The following is a 15969-nucleotide window of genomic DNA, read 5'->3' as shown; positions in this document are numbered from 1 at the left end:
CGTTGTTATTGCTGGCTTTTACGCGATAACCCGCCGCCGGTTCTGCAACTAACCGACCGGAGCGATACCGAACCCGGTATCGGTCGCCAGGAAAAAATCATCGCTTCGCGGCTGGGCCCGACGGGGAGGTCAATGCTGGGCAGGCACGGGCGGCTGTTCGGCGACCGACTGTAATGGCGCCGGCGGCGCCCCGGCCGTCATGCCCGGCGGCAGCGCTGCACGCACTGGCCGGCTGTGCAGGTTGGCGGAAGAGAGCACGTTGTCCGTCGTGCCCGGCGCGGCATCCCATACCGGTGCGGCCATGCCCTCGAATACGGTCTTCAATTGCTGGCCCCAGCTGGTGCGCAGCAGCTGGAAGTACTGGTTGTGCTCGTCGATGGTCACGAACCGCGTGACGGCCAGGCTGCCGTCCTCGTACACGAGCAGGTCGAGGGGCAGGCCGACCGAGATGTTCGACCGCAAGGTCGAATCCATCGAGATCAGGGCGCACTTGGCCGCATCGTCCAGCGACGTGCGCGGCGTGACGACGCGGTCGATGATCGGCTTGCCGTATTTCGCCTCGCCGATCTGGAAATAGGGGTTCTCGTCATGGGACTCGATGAAGTTGCCGGCCGAGTACACGTAGAAGAGGCGGCAGCGCTCGCCCTGGATCTGGCCGCCGAACACGATGCTGATGTTGAAGTCGACCCCGTGCTCGGCCAGCCGGGCCGACTCCTGCCGGTAGACCGCGCGGACCGCGTCGCCGACGATGCGCGCGGCCTCGTACATGTCCGGCGCGTTCCAGATCGTCGTCCCGTTCTCGCTCACCCAGGCCGACACGGTCTGGCGCACGGCCTGCGAGATCGACAGGTTCCCGGCGGTCATCATGACCATCATGCGGTCGCCCGGGTTTTCGAAGACGGACAGCTTGCGGAAGGTGCCGACCTGGTCGACGCCGGCGTTCGTGCGTGAATCGGCAAGGAACACGAGGCCGGCATCGAGGCGCATGCCCACACAGTAAGTCATCGGCGAAATCCGTAATGGTCGAGGAAAGCGGTCATTCTACACGGGGACGATCTGCGCCTCGACCCGCATGACTTCGTCGCCGCCGCCGCGCCGCATGCCGCGCACGGGGGCGGCCGATTCATAGTCGCGGCCGATCGCGAGGCGGGTGTACCCGTCCGTCATCAGGCGATTGTGCGTCACGTCTATGCTGACCCAGCCCGTGAAGTCGGCATCCTCGGCCCAGGCGTCGACCCACGCATGGCTGGCCGCGTGGCCTGTCGATCCGGGATCGATGTAGCCGGACACGTAGCGCGCCGGTACCCCGTGCGCATGGCAGCAGGCGAGGAACACGTGGGCATGGTCCTGGCAGACGCCGGCGCCCAGCAGCATCGCCTCGGCGGCGGCCGTGTCCACGTGGGTGGCACCAGTCTGGTACGTGATCGCACCGTGGACGTGCGCGGCGAGCCGCAGCAGGTCGGCCGTCGTCACCGGGTTCCCGCGCGCCGGCAGGCAGGCCGCCGCGACGTCGGCCAGCGCCGTCGTCGGCTGCGTCAGCCGGGTGGGGACCGTGAAGATCAGCGGCGGCAGGCTGTCGTGGGCCTGCAGGCGGCCGCCGGGCAGCGGCACCGTCGCGACGATCCCTTCGACGAGGATGCGCACGGCGGTGTGCGGCGCGTTCAAGGTCAGCATGTGCGAGGCGTTGCCGTAAGCGTCCACGTAAGCGGCGCAATGGCCGGGGGTCGCGATGTGCCAGGACAGCACCTGCTGTTGCGGCTCGGCGCGCGGCGTCAGATGCAGTTGCTCGATACTGTAGGCCTGCGGCTGCGAATAGCGGTACAGGGTTTCGTGGCGGATGGACAGGTGCATGTCAGGCTCCCAGGGGGACGAGAAAATCGCGGCTGATGCCGTTGCCGAGCGCGTAGATGTTTTCCATGAAGGTGCCGAGCGTCTCGTCGATGCCGGCGGCCAGCACGTCCTCGATGCGCGCGAACTGCAGCTCGGCGCGCATCTTCCCCGCCAGCCGCTCCGTGCCGGCGGAAACGTCGTTGCGCACGGCCTTCAGGTTCGCGACGACCTGCTCCATGCAGGCGAGCAGGGAGCGCGGCATGTCGGCGCGCAGCATCAGCAGTTCGGCCACGCGCGCCGGCGTGATCGAATCGCGGTAGACCTTGCGGTAGATTTCGAAGCCGGCCACGGAGCGCAGCAGCGCCGCCCAGTAATAGAACTCGCGCTGCGTGAGCACGTCATGCGTGGCCGCGGCGCCGGCGCCGTGGTATTTCACGTCCAGCAGGCGGGCCGTGTTGTCGGCCCGCTCCAGGAACGTGCCGAGGCGGATGAACACGAGGGCCTCGTCGTCCAGCATGGTGCCGAGCGTGACCCCGCGCGCCAGGTGGCAGCGCAATTTGACCCAGTCGAAGAACTCGCCCGGGTCGGCGTCGAGGTTCGCGCCGAGGCGGTCGCGCAGCTCGATCCATGTCGCGTTCTGCGTTTCCCACACTTCTGTCGTGAGCACGCCGCGCACGGCCCGGGCGTTCTCGCGCGCCGCCGTCAGGCACGCCACGATCGACGACGGATTGGCCGGATCGCTCACCATGAAGGCGAGGACGTTCTTCGCGTCGAGCGTGCCGTAGGCGGCGTCGAACGCGCCCTGCAGCTCGGAGATGCCGAGGATGGCGCGCCACGCCTGTTCGGTGTCGAGGGCGGACTGCGGCAGCATGGCCGTCTGCACGGCAACGTCGAGCATGCGCGCCGTGTTCTCGGCGCGCTCGGTGTAGCGCGCCATCCAGTACAAGTGGTCTGCGGTGCGGCTCAGCATCATTCCTCCAGTATCCAGGTGTCCTTGGTGCCGCCGCCCTGCGACGAGTTCACCACCAGCGAGCCTTCCTGCAGCGCGACCCGGGTCAGGCCGCCCGGCACCATCGAGATGGTCTTGCCCGACAGGACGAACGGACGCAGGTCGATGTGGCGCGGCGCGATGCCGCTTTCCACGTAGGTGGGGCACGCCGACAGGGCCAGGGTCGGCTGGGCGATGTAGCCGTCCGGGCGGGCGACGAGGCGGCGCCGGAAATCCTCGATCTCCTGCTTCGAGGCCGCCGGCCCGATCAGCATGCCGTAGCCGCCGGCGCCGTGCACCTCCTTGACGACCAGCCGGTCGAGGTGGTCCAGCGTGTACGCGAGGTCTTCTGGCCGCCGGCACTGCCAGGTCGGCACGTTGTGCAGCAGCGGTTCTTCCGACAGGTAGAAGCGGATCATGTCGGGCACGTACGGGTAGACGGACTTGTCGTCGGCGACGCCGGTGCCGATGGCGTTCGCCAGCGTGACGCGGCCGGCGCGGTAGACGGAGAGGAGGCCCGGCACGCCCAGCGTGGAATCGGCGCGGAATGCCAGGGGATCGAGGAAATCGTCGTCGAGGCGGCGGTAGATCACGTCGACGCGGCGCGGTCCGCGGATCGTCCGCATGTACACGGCGTTGGCGTCCACGAACAGGTCCTTGCCCTCGACCAGCTCGACACCCATCTGCTGCGCGAGGAACGCATGCTCGAAGTAGGCCGAGTTGCAGGTCCCGGGCGTCATGACGACGACGGTCGGGTCGAGCACGCCGGCCGGCGCGACGGAGCGCAGGTTCTCCAGCAGCATGTCGGGATAGTGCTCCACGGGCGCGACCCGGTGGCGCGCGAACAGTTCCGGGAACAGGCGCATCATCATCTTGCGGTCTTCCAGCATGTACGACACGCCGGACGGCACGCGCAGGTTGTCTTCCAGGACGTAGAACTCGCCTTCGCCGGCGCGCACGATGTCCACGCCCGCGATGTGCGCATAGATGTCGGACGCCACGCTGATGCCCTGCATCTCCGGGCGGTACTGCGCGTTCTGGTAGATCTGCTGCGCCGGGATGATGCCGGCGCGGACGATGTCCTGGCCGTGGTAGATGTCGTGCACGAACATGTTCAGCGCCTTGATGCGCTGCGCGAGGCCCGCCTGCAGCCGCGCCCACTCGTGCGCCGGTATGATGCGCGGGATCGTGTCGAACGGGATCAGCCGCTCGGTGCCGGCGCCGTCGCCGTACACGGCGAATGTGATGCCGACGCGGCGGAACGTGAGGTCCGCCTCGGCGCGCTTGCGTTCGATCCGCTCGGGCGGCTGGTGCCTGAGCCAGTCGTCGAATGCGCGATAGTGGTCGCGCACCGCGCCTGCGCCGTCCGCCGTCATCTCGTTGAAAAAGTCTGTCATGGCCGCCTTCCGTGATGTCGACACGGAAGTCGTATCAAGAAGCGTGCCAGCGGAATACGGCTGCGCTGCACGATTCCGGTGCAGGCGGTTCCGCGGCTTGACATCGCCCGCACGCACAGTAAGATCGCAGGATTCACCAAGCCGTACATACGATGACCCCTGTCTTTGCTTCTCCCCTCGTCCTGTTCGTCGCCTTCCCGGGCATGGGTCTGCTCGACCTGACCGGGCCGCAGACCGTGTTCTGGTGCGCCGCCAAGCGGATGGCGGAGCGGGGCCTCGTGCCGTACGAACGGCACACGGTCAGCGTGGACGGTGGCCTCGTGGTGACGGCCGAAGGCGTCGCGCTCGACACGCTGCCGGCCGCGCAGTTCGCGGGGCGCGCGATCGACACGATCCTCGTGCCCGGTGCGCCGGGCATCTCGGCCGTGCTCGCGGACGTGGGCACGACGGTCGACTGGATCGCCGGCGCCGCGCCGCACGCGCGCCGCGTCACGTCCGTGTGTACGGGCGCGTTCCTGCTCGCGCAGGGCGGGTTGCTGGATGGACGGCGCGTGGCGACGCACTGGAACATGGCGGACGTGCTGGAACAACGCTTCCCCGCGCTCGAAGTGGACCGCGACGCGATCTTCGTGCGCCAGGATCCCGTGTGGACGTCGGCGGGCGTCACGGCCGGCATCGACCTCGCGCTGGCGCTCGTCGAAGAAGATTGCGGGCGCGCGCTCGCGATGGACGTCGCGCGCGAACTGGTCGTGTTCATGAAGCGCGCCGGCGGGCAGGCGCAGGAGAGCGAACTGCTGCGCGCCCAGGTGCGCGACGACGCGGCATTCGACGCGCTGCACGGCTGGATCCTCGACAATCTGCACGACGCCGGTCTCACCGTGGAACGCCTGGCCGCACAGGTCCATATGAGTGCCCGCAACTTCGCCCGCGTCTACAAGCAGAAGACCGGCCGCCCGCCGGCGAAGGCGGTGGAACTGTTCCGCATCGGCGCGGCGAAGCGCATGCTGGAACAGTCGGAAGCGAATCTCGCCCAGATCGCCCGCCAGTGCGGCTTCGGCGACGAGGACCGCATGTGCACCGCGTTCCGGCGTCACCTGGACGAGACGCCGTCGGCCTACCGCAAGCGGTTCGCCGGCGCCTGAGCCTGCAGCCAGTTGCCGATGCGGCTGGCGCCGAGGCGCGCGGGTCCCTGCGGCACCAGCGTGTCCTCCTTGAGCTCCGCGCCGAAATAGCGCGCGTGGACGTCGGCGCGCACCGTGCGCGTGTCCCCCCTGGCCGCGAGGTAGTCGCGCACGAGGTCGGACAGGCGGAAGCGGTCCGGCCCCGCGATCTCGACGATGCCGTTCACGGGCGCACCGAGGACCACATCCGCCAGCGCCGCCGCCACGTCGTCCGAGGCGATGGGCTGGATGAACGCGGGCGACAGGGCGATCGTGTCGTCCTGGCCCGCCGCTGCGGCCGCAGTTGCAACCGCGCCGAGGAATTCGAAGAACTGCGTCGAGTGCACGATGGTGTACGGCAGGCCGGACGCGCGAATGAGCTCTTCCTGCGCGATCTTGGCGCGGAAGTAGCCGCTCTCGGCGAGGCGCTGCGTGCCGACGACGGACAAGGCCACGTGGTGCCGCACGCCCGCCCGGCGTGCGGCAGCCAGCAGGTTGCGGCCCGAGGTCGTGAAGAATTCGAGGACGGCGTCGTCCGCGAACGACGGCGAGTTCGCCACGTCCACGACGACGTCGCAGCCTTCCAGCGCGGCGTCCAGGCCTTCGCCCGTCAGCGTGTTCACGCCCGAGTTGGGGGACGCGGCCAGCGCTTCATGGCCGCGGGAACGGAGCAGGGTCACGAGCTTGCTGCCGATGAGGCCCGTGCCGCCGATGACGACGATATTCATGGATGTCTCCCTGTCAGGCGAGGTTGGCGCGGTCCAGGCCGAAGTCCTTGTCGTACGAACCCGGCACCGCCTGGAACGCGACGTTGATGCGGTTCCACGCATTGATCGCCATGATTTCGTACGTCAGGTCCACGAGTTCCTGCTCCGTGAGCTGGGTGCGCACGCGCTCGTAGATCTCGTCCGGCACGCCCTCGCGCGACAGCGTCGTCAACGCTTCCGTCCACGCCAGCGCCGCCCGTTCGCGCGGGGCGAACAGGGTCGATTCGCGCCACGCGGCCAGGTGGTGCAGGCGCAGCGCGCGCTCGCCGTGGATCGTGGCCTGCTTCACGTGCATGTCGATGCAGAAGGTGCAGCCGTTGATCTGCGACGCGCGGATGGCGACGAGGTCGCGGATGCTTTCCTCGATGCTGCCGTCGTTGATCAGGGTGCCCAGTTCGACGAGCTTCTTGAAGAGGGCGGGGGACTGTTTGAGGTAGTTGATACGCTGGGACATCTCGTTCTCCTTGGTGGTTGTGGTACGAAAGGAGTGTAGGCAGCGCGCCGCGCGGCCGGTAGGCGGCTGGCCGGCCGCACGGTGGTGCCAAAAAAGCACCAATGAGCGCACCAATGAGCGCACCAATCAGCGCGACAGGCGCACCCCGGCGACGACGAGCAGCAGCGCGGGCCCCAGCCGCCACCAGCTGCCCGCGGCCACGGCGCCCGTGACGGCCAGCGCGAGCGTGGACAGCACGGGCGTCAGGTAGGACAGCGACCCGATCGTCGCCGCGCGGCCCAGGCGCATGGCGCGGTCCCACAGGACGAACGAGAGACCGAGCGGCCCGATGCCGATGGCGGCCATGCCGGCGAGCTCCGTCCCGGACGGCCGGTACGGCGTTTCGAACAGTGCGTGCGCCGCCAGCGCGAGCATGCCGGCGCCGAGGCAGAAACCGCCCGTGGCCCAGGACGAATAGGCGGGCAGGCGGGACGGTGCCAGCGAATACACGGCCCACGTGAACGCCGCGAGCACGGCGAGCGCGTAGCCGGCGAGGTGCGTGACGGTGGGTGCGGACGGCGCGATGACGAGCGCCCCGCCCGCGAAGGCGATGACGCAGCCGGCCAGCTGGCGTCGCCGCAGCGGCACCGCGCGCTGGGCCAGCACGACGATCAACAGCGGCCACAGATAATTCAGCAGGTTCGCCTCGGCGATCGGCGCGAGCCGGAACGCGGCCACGAGGCTCGCGTGGTACAGGAACAGGCTGGCGATCCCGAAACCCAGGATGGCGGCCGGCACCCTCCATTCGCGCCACCGGTGGATGGAAGCAAGGCCGCCGCAGCACAGCGCGACGCCCGTCAGCAGCAGCGGCGGGGCGTCGCCCGCCAGCCGCACGAGGGCCGCGAACAGCGCCCACAGCAGGATGGCGCCGAGCGCGCATGCCCAGGCGGTCCGGCTCATGGCTGGCCTCCGTCCGCCAGGTCGGGATCGTCGAGGCCGAGGGCGCGGATGCGCTGCGAGATGTCGTCGACGAAGACGCGCACGCGCATCGGCATGTGGTGCCGGCTCAGGTAGCACAGGAAGTGGCCGCGGTCGTCCGGCGCGTACTCGGCCAGGCAGGGGACGAGGCGCCCGGCGCGCAGGTGCTCGCGGATCTGGTAGCCGGCCATCTGCGCGATGCCGTCGCCGTCGAGGACGGCCTGCAGCACGAGGTCGGCGTCGTTGAAGCAGAGCCACCCCTGCGGCGTGAGCTTGCGCACGGCGCCGTCGACCTTGAATTCCCAGTCGAACAGGCGGCCCGACGCGAAGCGGAAGTTGACGCAGCCGTGACCCGCCAGTTCGTCCGGTGTGCGCGGCAGGCCGTGGCACCGCGCGTACGCGGGCGATGCGCACACGAGCATGCGCATCGGGACGAGCTTCTTGGCGACGATCTGGCTGTCGTCCATGCGGCCGTTGCGGAAGGCGACGTCGATGCGGTCGGACGTGAAATCGGTGGGGCGGTCGTCGAGGATCAGGTCCACGGTGATGTCCGGGTAGCGCGCATGAAAATCCTTCAGCAGCGGCGCGACGATCTTGCGCCCGAAGCCCACGGTGGACGAGATGCGCAGGTGCCCACGGGGGATGCCCGTACGGAGCTCGCGCATCTCGTCGAGCGCCTGGAAGATGCGGTCGACGCCGGGCCGGCAGCCCTCGAAGAAGCGCTGGCCCTCGGCCGTGAGGGCCGTGCTGCGCGTCGTGCGCAGGAACAGCCGCGTGTCGAGCTGGGTCTCCAGTTTCAGCACGCTGCGGCTGACGGCGGAGCGCCCGATGCCGAGGCGCTCGGCCGCCCGGGCGAAGCTCCCTTCGTGGACGACGGCCATGAATGCGACCACGCCTGCATACGTCGTGGCGAAGCTGGAGGCCAGCGCGTCGTTGCAGTCGGGGTTGGGAAGAACGGAAGTGAGGCTGCGGGGCACGGCTGTCCTGTCGGTACGTAAGTACGCCGATGGTAGGCCCGCGCCCTTCCAGCGGCAATGACAAGAATCCCCGATTTCCTGCCAGCGCCCCGCGCGCCGATTGGTGTTTTTGCGGCACCGCCGCGCGTCCCCGCCGGCGCCTGTCGCAGGGCGGGCGCCCTGTCTACACTGGCGTTTTCACGCCCAACAAGGATCTCGATCATGTTCCGCTACCTTCCCCTCGCCCTGGCCGCCTGCGTCACGCTCGCCCACGCGGCCCCGCCCGAACCCGTCGTCAAGACGCTGATGAACCAGGCCCTGTCCGACGCGCCGGGCAAGGAAGTCATGATGCTCACCGTCGACTACGCGCCCGGCGCGGCCGACCCCGTGCACCGCCACGACGCACACGGCTTCGTCTACGTGCTCGAAGGGACCATCGTCATGGGTGTGGAGGGCGGCAAGGAAAAGACGCTGCGCGCCGGCGAGACCTTTTATGAAGGGCCGCGCGACGTGCACACAGTCGGCCGCAATGCGAGCAAGACGAAGCCGGCGCGCTTCGTCGTGTTCCTGCTGAAGGACAAGGACAAGCCGGCGCTCATCCCGGTGGGGAACCACTGACGGCGGCGAGCAGCTGCGCCATGTCGACGGGCTTCACCAGGCGCACGTCGAAGCCCGCGTCCAGCGCCTGGCCGCCGTCGTGCTCGATGCCCCAGCCGGTCACGGCGACGAGCCGCACGGCCGCGCCCCACGGCTGTTCGCGTACCCAGCGCGCGACCTCGTAGCCGTTCGCGCCCGGCATGCCGATGTCCAGCACCATCACGTCCGGGCGGTGCGCTTCGGCCAGTGCCATCGCGGTGATGCCGTCGAACCCCGTGTGGACCGTGTGTCCTTCGGACTCCAGCAGCAGCGCCAGCAGGTTCGCCGCGTCGGCATTGTCGTCCGCGAGCAGCACGCGCAGGCCGCGGGCGCCGCCGTCCGCCGCCGGTGCGCCGGGTGCGGCGGCAGGCGCGGATTGCGCGAGGACGGGCAAGGTCACGCGGATGCGCGTGCCCTGGTCCGCGCCCGCGCTGAACGCGCGCACGGTGCCGCCATGCAGGCCGACGAGCGAGCGCACGACCGCGAGGCCGATGCCCAGGCCGGGCGTGCCGCCGTGTGCCTTCGTGTCGCCCTGCGAGAACATCTCGAACACGCCGTCCAGCCGGTGCGGCGCGATGCCGATGCCGTCGTCGGCGACCTCGATCACCGCGTCCAGGTCCTCGCGCGCCACGCGCACCTCGATGTGTCCCGGCGTCGGCGTGAACTTGGCGGCATTGACGAGCAGGTTGGCGACGACTTGCGTGAGACGGACCTCGTCGCCGACGACCATGACCGGTTCCGCCGGCAGCGACAGGCGCAGGTCGTGGCCCTTGCCCTCGAGCGTGGGCAGGGCGTTCTCGCACGCGAGTTCGGCGATCCCGCGCACGTCGAGCGGCGCCCGTTCGAGTTCGATGCGGTTGTGGGCGATACGGCTCAGGTCCAGCAGCTCGTCCAGCATCTTCGCCATGTGGCCGATCTGGCGGTCGATCACGTCGGTGGCGCGGGCGCGCACGGCGGCGTCGTCCGGGGCCTGGCGCAGCAGCGCGATCGAATAGCGCGCGGCGCCCAGCGGGTTGCGCAGCTCGTGCGCGAGGATCGCCAGGAACTCGTTCTTCTGGCGGTCGGCCCGTTCCAGTTCCCCGCTCTTGCGTTCCAGGTTCTGGCGCGTCTCGATGTCGGCCGTGACTTCGCGCGCCGTGCCGATCACCATGGACGGCTTGCCGTCCGCGCCGCGCAGCACGCGCGCGCTCGACGCGATCCAGCGCACGTTGCCGTCGGCGCCGCGGAAGCGGTATTGCATGCGGTAGTGGTCCGCACCCGCGAACGCGGCCTTCCACGCGTCGATCACGTGGGGCCGGTCCTCGTCGTGGATGTCGGCCAGCCAGGCGTCCACGGTCGCCGGCGCATGGCCGGGCGGCTGGCCCAGCATCGGCCCGAGGTCGCTGGAGGCGGCGATCGTACGGTCGCGCGGATCGTACTGCCACGTCGCCATCCCGGCCGACCGCAGCGCGATCTCCAGGCGCGCCTGCGCCTGTTCGGCCCGCGCGCGCTGCGCCACGTTGTCGAGGCAGGCGCGCACCGCATAGCCGATGCGCGGGTAGTGCTTGGGCGTCTTGGTGATGTAGTCGTCGAGGCCTTCCTTCATGGCCTCGACGGCGATCTCCTCGTTGCCGCTCGCCGTGAACATGATCACGGGACGCGCGGGGAAGCGGCGTTTCAGCTCGCGCAGGACCGTGATGCCGTCCGTGAAGCGCAGGCGGTAGTCCGTGATGGCGATGTCGAAGCGGCCGTCATCGAGCGCCGCGGCCAGCGTCTCTGGGCTACCGGCCTCGGTGATGCGGACGTCGGGAAAATGCCGCCCCAGCTCGCGCGCGACGAGCGCCCGGTCGTCCGGGCTGTCGTCGACGAGGAGGGCGGCGAACGTCACACAGGCTCCGGCGGCGCGGGCAGGTCGACCGCGAACGTGGCCCCGCTGCCCGGCGCCGACTCCACGGCGACGCGGCCGCCCATGCGCTCGACGCCCTTCTTGACGATCGCGAGGCCGATGCCCGTGCCCGGGTATTCCTCCTCGCTGTGCAGGCGTTCGAACACGTTGAAGATGCGGGCCTGGGCCGGCGGCGCGATGCCGATGCCGTCGTCGGCCACGGTGACGCGCACCATCGATCCCGCTGCGCCGGCGCCGATGCGCACGACGGGCGTCTCGCCGGGCCGCACGAACTTGACGGCGTTCGACACGAGGTTCGTCAGCGCCTGCACGAACGTCTGGCGGTGCGCCCGCACGGTCAGGCCGTCCGGCACGTCGATCTGCAGCAGGGCCTTCGCCTGCTGGATCTCGGCGTGCAGCGCGGCCGTCACTTCGTGCAGCGCTTCGGTGACGACGACGTTTTCGGTGGCGATCTCGGTGCGCGACAGGCGCGCGAATTCGAGCAGGTCGGACACCATCGTGTCGACGCGGTGCGCGACGGCCTCGATGCGGCCGATGTACAGGCTCGCCTTGTCGAGGTGGCCCTCGGCGAAATCCTGCTTGAGGACATTGGCATAGCCCTGGATCGTGCGCAGCGGCTCGCGCATGTCGTGCGAGACGGAGAAGCCGAACGTCTCCAGCGCCTCGTTCGCCTCCTGCAGCTGGCGCGTGCGCGTGGCGATGCGCTGTTCCAGGTCGGCGTTCAGGCGCAGGATCTCCAGTTCGGCGCGGCGCAGCGACGTCACGTCGTCCACGATGCCGTCGACCGCGTCGTGCCCGTTCACGCGCACGCGCACGAGCTTGACCTTGAAGGCGCGGCCGCCCATGTCGAGGTCGCCCGCGTCGAGCTGCAGGTCGGCCGCATCCAGCGTCGCCTTCAGTTCCGGTATGTGCTGCCGCACGTCCTCGATCAGCGGGTGGTGCGCCGCCTTCGTGAATTCGCCGGACCCGAGGCCCAGCATGCTCCAGAACGCGCGGTTGCCTTCCTCGATCTCCCCTTCGAGGGAAATGCGGAAGACGCCCACCTGGATGTTCTCGAGCAGCGATGCGAGCCGCGTCTCGCTGCGGATGGCGCGCGAGCGGATCTCGGTGCGGTCGAGGCAGGTGCGCACGGCGACGGGCAGCCGCGCGTAGTGGCGCGGGCTCTTGATGACGTAGTCGTCCAGGCCGTGCTTCATGGCTTCCACCGCGATCTCCTGGGTGCCCGTCGCGGTGAACATGATGACGGACAGTTGCGGAACGTGCGCCTTGATCAGCTTGAGCACGTCCAGGCCCGTCGTCCAGCGCATCTGGTAGTCGGTGATAACGAGGTCGAACGGGAAGCCGGCTTCGGCGACCTGTTCGAAGCCTGCGCGGTCGCCCACTTCCGTCGACCGGCACTCCGGAAAATGGCGTTCGAGTTCGCGGCGGGCGAGCAGGCGGTCGTCGGGATTGTCGTCGAGGAGAAGGAAGCGCAGGGGCATGGTGGGGTCGCGGACGGGGCTTGTCGTGGTGCAAGGCTTCCTATTGTAGCCGTAATATGACAGGCCGCGTCAGGCCACCGGCGGCGCATCCGCCGGCGCGGCGGCCGGCCGGGGTTGCGGACGCGGCCGTTGCAGGCACAGCCGGAACACGGTCCCATCCGGCGCCGGTTCGACGCGGATCGTGCCGCCCAGGCGCTCCACGCCTTTCTTCACGATCGCGAGGCCGATGCCCGTGCCCTGGTACTGGTCTTCGCCGTGCAGGCGCTCGAACACGTCGAACACGCGCTCGCGCTTGTCTTCCGGAATGCCGATGCCGTTGTCCGCGATGCGCACCCAGGCCGCGTCGGCATCGACGTGGCCATCGATGCGCACGTGCGGCGTCACCTCCGGGGCGACGAACTTGATCGCGTTGCCGATCAGGTTCTCGAATACCTGCACGAGGACCGCTTCGTTGCCGAGCACAGTCGGCAGCGGGGAGGCGGCCTCGATGCGGGCGCCGGCCGCCGCGATCTGCATCTCCATGTCGCCCAGCGCGAGCTGCACGACGCGGTCCAGTTCGACGGGTTGCAGGCGCAGCTCCGCGCGCGCCAGCTGGCTGTAGGCGAGCAGGTCCGTCACGAGCCGGTCCATGTGCTGGCTGACGGCGAGGATGCGGCGCAGGAACCGTTCGCCCTTCGCGCTCAGCGTGGCCGCCTCGTCTTCCAGCAGCGCGGCCGCGTAGCCCTGCACGTTGCGCAGCGGCGCGCGCAGGTCGTGCGCGATCGTGTGGGCGAAGGCGCGCAACTCGATATTGGCCTCCGCCAGCTGCTCCGTGCGGTCCTGGATGCGGTGTTCGAGCAACAGGTTGGCGTCGCCGAGTTCGCGCTGGGCGCGCTTCAGCGCCGTCACGTCCAGCATGCTCATCACGGCGCCGCGCACCTCGCCATCGACGAGGAGCGGCTGGCAGTTGAGCTGCCACGCGCGCATCCGCTCCGGTTGCGCGGAGCTGCTGCCGGTAATCGGAATGCCCGTCACGGCCTGCTTCTCGCGCAGCGCCGCCCGCAGCGCGGCGGCCAGTGCGTCGTCGTCGCTGCGCGAGCCGGCGATGCGGAATACCGTCGTCAGCAACTGGCCGCGCGCCTGCGCCTCTTCGCAGCCGAGCAATTGTTCCGCCACCCGGTTCATGAACCGCACGCGGCCGAACACGTCGACGGCGATCACGGCTTCGCCGATGCTGCGCAGGGTCGCGTCGAGGTTGGCCCGCTGGTCGGCAAGGAAGTCGGCGTCGCGGCGCGCCATCGCCCGGACGAAGAACAGCAGCGCGACCGACAGCACGGACACGGCGCCGGCGGCCGCGATCGTGCGTGCGCGGTCGGTGCCCGCGGCCGCGTCGCGCAGCACGAGCAGCCGCTCTTCCTCGGCCAGCAACGCGGCGATGCGCAGGGCGATCGCCTGGCGCAAGGCCCGCTCGTCGTCCTTGCTGGGATAGGCCATGGCGCGCTCCATGCCGGTGCGCAGGTTGCGCACGTACTCGTCCAGCAGCCGGCGCAGGTCGGCCAGTGTACGCTGCTGGGCCGGATTGTCGCTGGTCAGTTGCGTCAGCGTTTGGAGTGCGTGCGGCAGGGCGGTCAGGCGCTCCTGGAAATCCGCATCGTCGCGCCGGCTGTATTCGAGCCGCAGCGATTTCTGCAGCGCATCGGCCTCGTTGATCAGGCTTTGCGTGCCCTGCACGTGCTGCAGCACCTCGCGCGTGTGGTTGACCCAGCGCCAGGACGCGGCCGTGCGCTGGATGCCGACGGCAAGCGTGGAGATGCCTGCGAGCAGTACAGCTATGCTGATGGCTGCTGCGATATTGACGTACCGATGTGTTCTGTGGATGAGCATTGTGTCGGCGCCGGGCTTCATGTTTAACTATTCTACCCATGTGGGGGGCGATTGCGGGCTCGACGACGTGTGTCCCCTGTGATTCGGGACGGCCATCCCCATCTGCCGGGCATGCGAACCCTGCTGCGCAGCCTCCTCATCGCCATCCTCCTGCTCGCCGCCGAGGGCATCCTGCGCCCGTGGGTGGACGACGTCGCGTACGCGATCCGGCTCGGCTCCCTGCCGGCGCCGGCGGCGTTGCCGGTGCCCGTGGCGGGCGTGAAGCCGGCGCAACTGGCCGATACGTGGGGCGGCGCGCGCAGCGGCGGACGCAGGCACGAGGGCATCGACATCTTCGCGCAGCGGGGCACGCCCGTGCTGTCGAGCACGGACGGCATCGTGCTGCGCGTGGGGACCAACCGGCTGGGCGGGCAGGTCGTCTGGGTGCTGGGACCCGGCGGCCAGCGCCACTACTATGCCCACCTGGACCGCTACGGCGACGTGCGCGCGGGCATGCGCGTGCGGACGGGCAGCATCCTCGGCTATGTCGGCAATACCGGCAACGCCGCGACCACGCCGCCGCACCTGCATTACGGCATCTACACGGCGGGCGGGGCCATCAATCCGTATCCGCTGCTGAAGGCCGGATCGGCATAGTCCTACACGCGCACGGCTGTTCGATGACAGGGGCCGCGCACGCACTACAATCACGTATACAACCGAGGTAAACCTGAGTTTCAAGCCATGGATATTGCAGCCGGCACCATCGTCGATCTCGCGCGCGCCGACCGGCGCAGCGCGGGCGAACCATTGCGCCGCGACACTGTGCTGTGGCGCTATCTCGACGCGGCCAAGCTGTTCGATTTCTTCGAGAATTCCACGCTGTTCTTTTGCCGTGCCGACCATTTCAGCGACAAGTTCGAAGGCGCGTTCACGCCGTCGCTGCGCGCCCAGATCAGCGAGGCGCACGCGCGCGGCGAGATCGACTACGACTACGAGCAGTTCAAGCGGCGCATGCGCGAATCCGTCTTCATCAACTGCTGGCACCGCAACCAGGACGACAGCGCGGCCATGTGGGCGTTATATGGCAAGTCGGAATGCGCGGTGGCGCTGACGACGACGGTCGGCCAGCTCGCGGACACCGTGGAACACATCGCCGAGCACAAGATCTCGATCGCCCGCGTGGAATACGTGAAGCACTGGAGCGACCCGAAGCTGGACGTCTCGCCCGACTACACGCGCATCTTCGCCTACAAGACCAAGGCCTACGAATACGAAAAGGAGGTGCGCGTGATCATCGACCGCACCCGCGATGCGTCCACACCGGACCTGCGCCAGCCCGGCATCGTCGTGCCCATCGACGCCGACCGCCTGCTGCGCACCATCGTGATCGCGCCGGACGCGCCGCCGTGGTTCGAAAACCTCGTGCGCCAGTCGGCGCAGCGCTACGGCGTCCGCGCACCCGTGCGGCGCTCGAAGCTGGCGACCGACCCGATCTGACCCCGAAGTCGAGACTTCGGGGTCAGAGCCCGGTTTTAGGCAACATCTCTCAGGCAAGCGAGATTGCGGGCGAAAAAAAGCCGGGCACGCGGCCCGGCCTGAAATGACGGCCTGGG

General features: G+C 69.2%; 15 protein-coding genes. 4 read left to right on the top strand and 11 right to left on the bottom strand.

Features of this window, described 5'->3' with window-relative positions; translation table 11 throughout:
- Positions 1 to 129: 129 nt before the first annotated feature.
- Genes ACEN9G_RS00400 through ACEN9G_RS00385 form a run of 4 tightly spaced genes read right to left on the bottom strand, consistent with a single transcriptional unit; the run spans position 130 to position 4215 of the window.
- Positions 130 to 1005 (bottom strand): proteasome-type protease, encoded by an 876-nt coding sequence (locus tag ACEN9G_RS00400; RefSeq protein ID WP_413345047.1) that lies wholly within the window; start codon positions 1003 to 1005, stop codon positions 130 to 132.
- A gap of 36 nt (positions 1006 to 1041) precedes the next feature.
- Positions 1042 to 1851, bottom strand: a complete 810-nt coding sequence (locus ACEN9G_RS00395) for a transglutaminase family protein (protein ID WP_483127545.1) — start codon at positions 1849 to 1851, stop codon at positions 1042 to 1044.
- A 1-nt stretch (position 1852) separates the two neighbouring features.
- A complete protein-coding gene (locus ACEN9G_RS00390; protein ID WP_413344885.1) occupies positions 1853 to 2800 on the bottom strand; it encodes an alpha-E domain-containing protein in 948 nt (315 codons plus the stop codon).
- A complete protein-coding gene (locus ACEN9G_RS00385) occupies positions 2800 to 4215 on the bottom strand; it encodes a circularly permuted type 2 ATP-grasp protein (protein ID WP_413344888.1) in 1416 nt (471 codons plus the stop codon). The genes ACEN9G_RS00390 and ACEN9G_RS00385 overlap by 1 nt, the downstream gene beginning before the upstream one ends.
- 152 nt (positions 4216 to 4367) lie before the next feature.
- Here ACEN9G_RS00385 and ACEN9G_RS00380 point away from each other — a divergent pair, with 152 nt between their 5' ends.
- Positions 4368 to 5357 carry a GlxA family transcriptional regulator gene (locus tag ACEN9G_RS00380; RefSeq protein WP_483127544.1) on the top strand — a complete coding sequence of 330 codons (990 nt, stop codon included), beginning with the start codon at positions 4368 to 4370 and terminating at the stop codon, positions 5355 to 5357.
- On the opposite strand, the gene ACEN9G_RS00375 is transcribed toward ACEN9G_RS00380, so the two are convergent.
- The 4 genes from ACEN9G_RS00375 to ACEN9G_RS00360 all read right to left on the bottom strand — a co-directional run bounded on the left by ACEN9G_RS00375 (position 5330) and on the right by ACEN9G_RS00360 (position 8530).
- The gene (locus tag ACEN9G_RS00375; protein WP_483127543.1) at positions 5330 to 6103 is read right to left on the bottom strand and encodes an SDR family oxidoreductase; all 774 of its coding nucleotides are present in this window, start codon (positions 6101 to 6103) and stop codon (positions 5330 to 5332) included. The genes ACEN9G_RS00380 and ACEN9G_RS00375 overlap by 28 nt on opposite strands.
- Before the next feature lie 13 nt (positions 6104 to 6116).
- Entirely contained in the window at positions 6117 to 6596 is a 480-nt protein-coding gene (locus ACEN9G_RS00370) for a carboxymuconolactone decarboxylase family protein (protein WP_413345432.1), read from the bottom strand.
- 126 nt (positions 6597 to 6722) lie between these two features.
- Positions 6723 to 7535 carry a DMT family transporter gene (locus ACEN9G_RS00365; protein WP_483127542.1) on the bottom strand — a complete coding sequence of 271 codons (813 nt, stop codon included), beginning with the start codon at positions 7533 to 7535 and terminating at the stop codon, positions 6723 to 6725.
- Complete coding sequence (locus ACEN9G_RS00360) at positions 7532 to 8530, bottom strand: LysR family transcriptional regulator (protein ID WP_413345633.1); 999 nt, start codon at positions 8528 to 8530, stop codon at positions 7532 to 7534. Before ACEN9G_RS00360 ends, ACEN9G_RS00365 begins: the two co-directional genes overlap by 4 nt.
- 201 nt (positions 8531 to 8731) lie before the next feature.
- Between ACEN9G_RS00360 and ACEN9G_RS00355 the strand changes: the two genes are divergently transcribed.
- The gene (locus tag ACEN9G_RS00355) at positions 8732 to 9127 is read left to right on the top strand and encodes a cupin domain-containing protein (protein ID WP_413345631.1); all 396 of its coding nucleotides are present in this window, start codon (positions 8732 to 8734) and stop codon (positions 9125 to 9127) included.
- Here ACEN9G_RS00355 and ACEN9G_RS00350 read toward each other — a convergent pair.
- The 3 genes from ACEN9G_RS00350 to ACEN9G_RS00340 all read right to left on the bottom strand — a co-directional run bounded on the left by ACEN9G_RS00350 (position 9105) and on the right by ACEN9G_RS00340 (position 14374).
- Complete coding sequence (locus ACEN9G_RS00350; RefSeq protein WP_483127541.1) at positions 9105 to 11012, bottom strand: hybrid sensor histidine kinase/response regulator; 1908 nt, start codon at positions 11010 to 11012, stop codon at positions 9105 to 9107. The two genes, ACEN9G_RS00355 and ACEN9G_RS00350, sit on opposite strands and share 23 nt — an antisense overlap.
- Positions 11009 to 12511: a sensor histidine kinase gene (locus ACEN9G_RS00345; protein ID WP_413344891.1), complete on the bottom strand. Its 1503-nt coding sequence runs from the start codon at positions 12509 to 12511 to the stop codon at positions 11009 to 11011. Before ACEN9G_RS00345 ends, ACEN9G_RS00350 begins: the two co-directional genes overlap by 4 nt.
- A 69-nt stretch (positions 12512 to 12580) precedes the next feature.
- Positions 12581 to 14374 carry a sensor histidine kinase gene (locus ACEN9G_RS00340; RefSeq protein ID WP_483127540.1) on the bottom strand — a complete coding sequence of 598 codons (1794 nt, stop codon included), beginning with the start codon at positions 14372 to 14374 and terminating at the stop codon, positions 12581 to 12583.
- Between the two features lie 111 nt (positions 14375 to 14485).
- Between ACEN9G_RS00340 and ACEN9G_RS00335 the strand changes: the two genes are divergently transcribed.
- Both ACEN9G_RS00335 and ACEN9G_RS00330 read left to right on the top strand, forming a co-directional pair.
- Positions 14486 to 15010, top strand: coding sequence for a M23 family metallopeptidase (locus ACEN9G_RS00335; RefSeq protein ID WP_483127539.1), 525 nt, complete (start codon positions 14486 to 14488; stop codon positions 15008 to 15010).
- 87 nt (positions 15011 to 15097) lie between these two features.
- Positions 15098 to 15853: a hypothetical protein gene (locus ACEN9G_RS00330; RefSeq protein WP_413342795.1), complete on the top strand. Its 756-nt coding sequence runs from the start codon at positions 15098 to 15100 to the stop codon at positions 15851 to 15853.
- The last annotated feature ends 116 nt before the right edge of the window (positions 15854 to 15969 follow it).

The organism is Massilia sp. Masssp94, from assembly GCF_059491305.1.
The sequence above is the reverse complement of the archived record's forward strand: the minus strand, read 5'-3'. Positions and strand labels throughout refer to the sequence as shown.

Bases quoted from the DNA above. Each gene is read 5' to 3' on its own strand.
- ACEN9G_RS00400 (WP_413345047.1), bottom strand. From the start codon at position 1,005: ATGACTTACTGTGTGGGCATGCGCCTCGATGCCGGCCTCGTGTTCCTT.
- ACEN9G_RS00395 (WP_483127545.1), bottom strand. From the start codon at position 1,851: ATGCACCTGTCCATCCGCCACGAAACCCTGTACCGCTATTCGCAGCCG.
- ACEN9G_RS00390 (WP_413344885.1), bottom strand. From the start codon at position 2,800: ATGCTGAGCCGCACCGCAGACCACTTGTACTGGATGGCGCGCTACACC.
- ACEN9G_RS00385 (WP_413344888.1), bottom strand. From the start codon at position 4,215: ATGACAGACTTTTTCAACGAGATGACGGCGGACGGCGCAGGCGCGGTG.
- ACEN9G_RS00380 (WP_483127544.1), top strand. From the start codon at position 4,368: ATGACCCCTGTCTTTGCTTCTCCCCTCGTCCTGTTCGTCGCCTTCCCG.
- ACEN9G_RS00375 (WP_483127543.1), bottom strand. From the start codon at position 6,103: ATGAATATCGTCGTCATCGGCGGCACGGGCCTCATCGGCAGCAAGCTC.
- ACEN9G_RS00370 (WP_413345432.1), bottom strand. From the start codon at position 6,596: ATGTCCCAGCGTATCAACTACCTCAAACAGTCCCCCGCCCTCTTCAAG.
- ACEN9G_RS00365 (WP_483127542.1), bottom strand. From the start codon at position 7,535: ATGAGCCGGACCGCCTGGGCATGCGCGCTCGGCGCCATCCTGCTGTGG.
- ACEN9G_RS00355 (WP_413345631.1), top strand. From the start codon at position 8,732: ATGTTCCGCTACCTTCCCCTCGCCCTGGCCGCCTGCGTCACGCTCGCC.
- ACEN9G_RS00345 (WP_413344891.1), bottom strand. From the start codon at position 12,511: ATGCCCCTGCGCTTCCTTCTCCTCGACGACAATCCCGACGACCGCCTG.
- ACEN9G_RS00340 (WP_483127540.1), bottom strand. From the start codon at position 14,374: ATGCTCATCCACAGAACACATCGGTACGTCAATATCGCAGCAGCCATC.
- ACEN9G_RS00335 (WP_483127539.1), top strand. From the start codon at position 14,486: ATGCGAACCCTGCTGCGCAGCCTCCTCATCGCCATCCTCCTGCTCGCC.
- ACEN9G_RS00330 (WP_413342795.1), top strand. From the start codon at position 15,098: ATGGATATTGCAGCCGGCACCATCGTCGATCTCGCGCGCGCCGACCGG.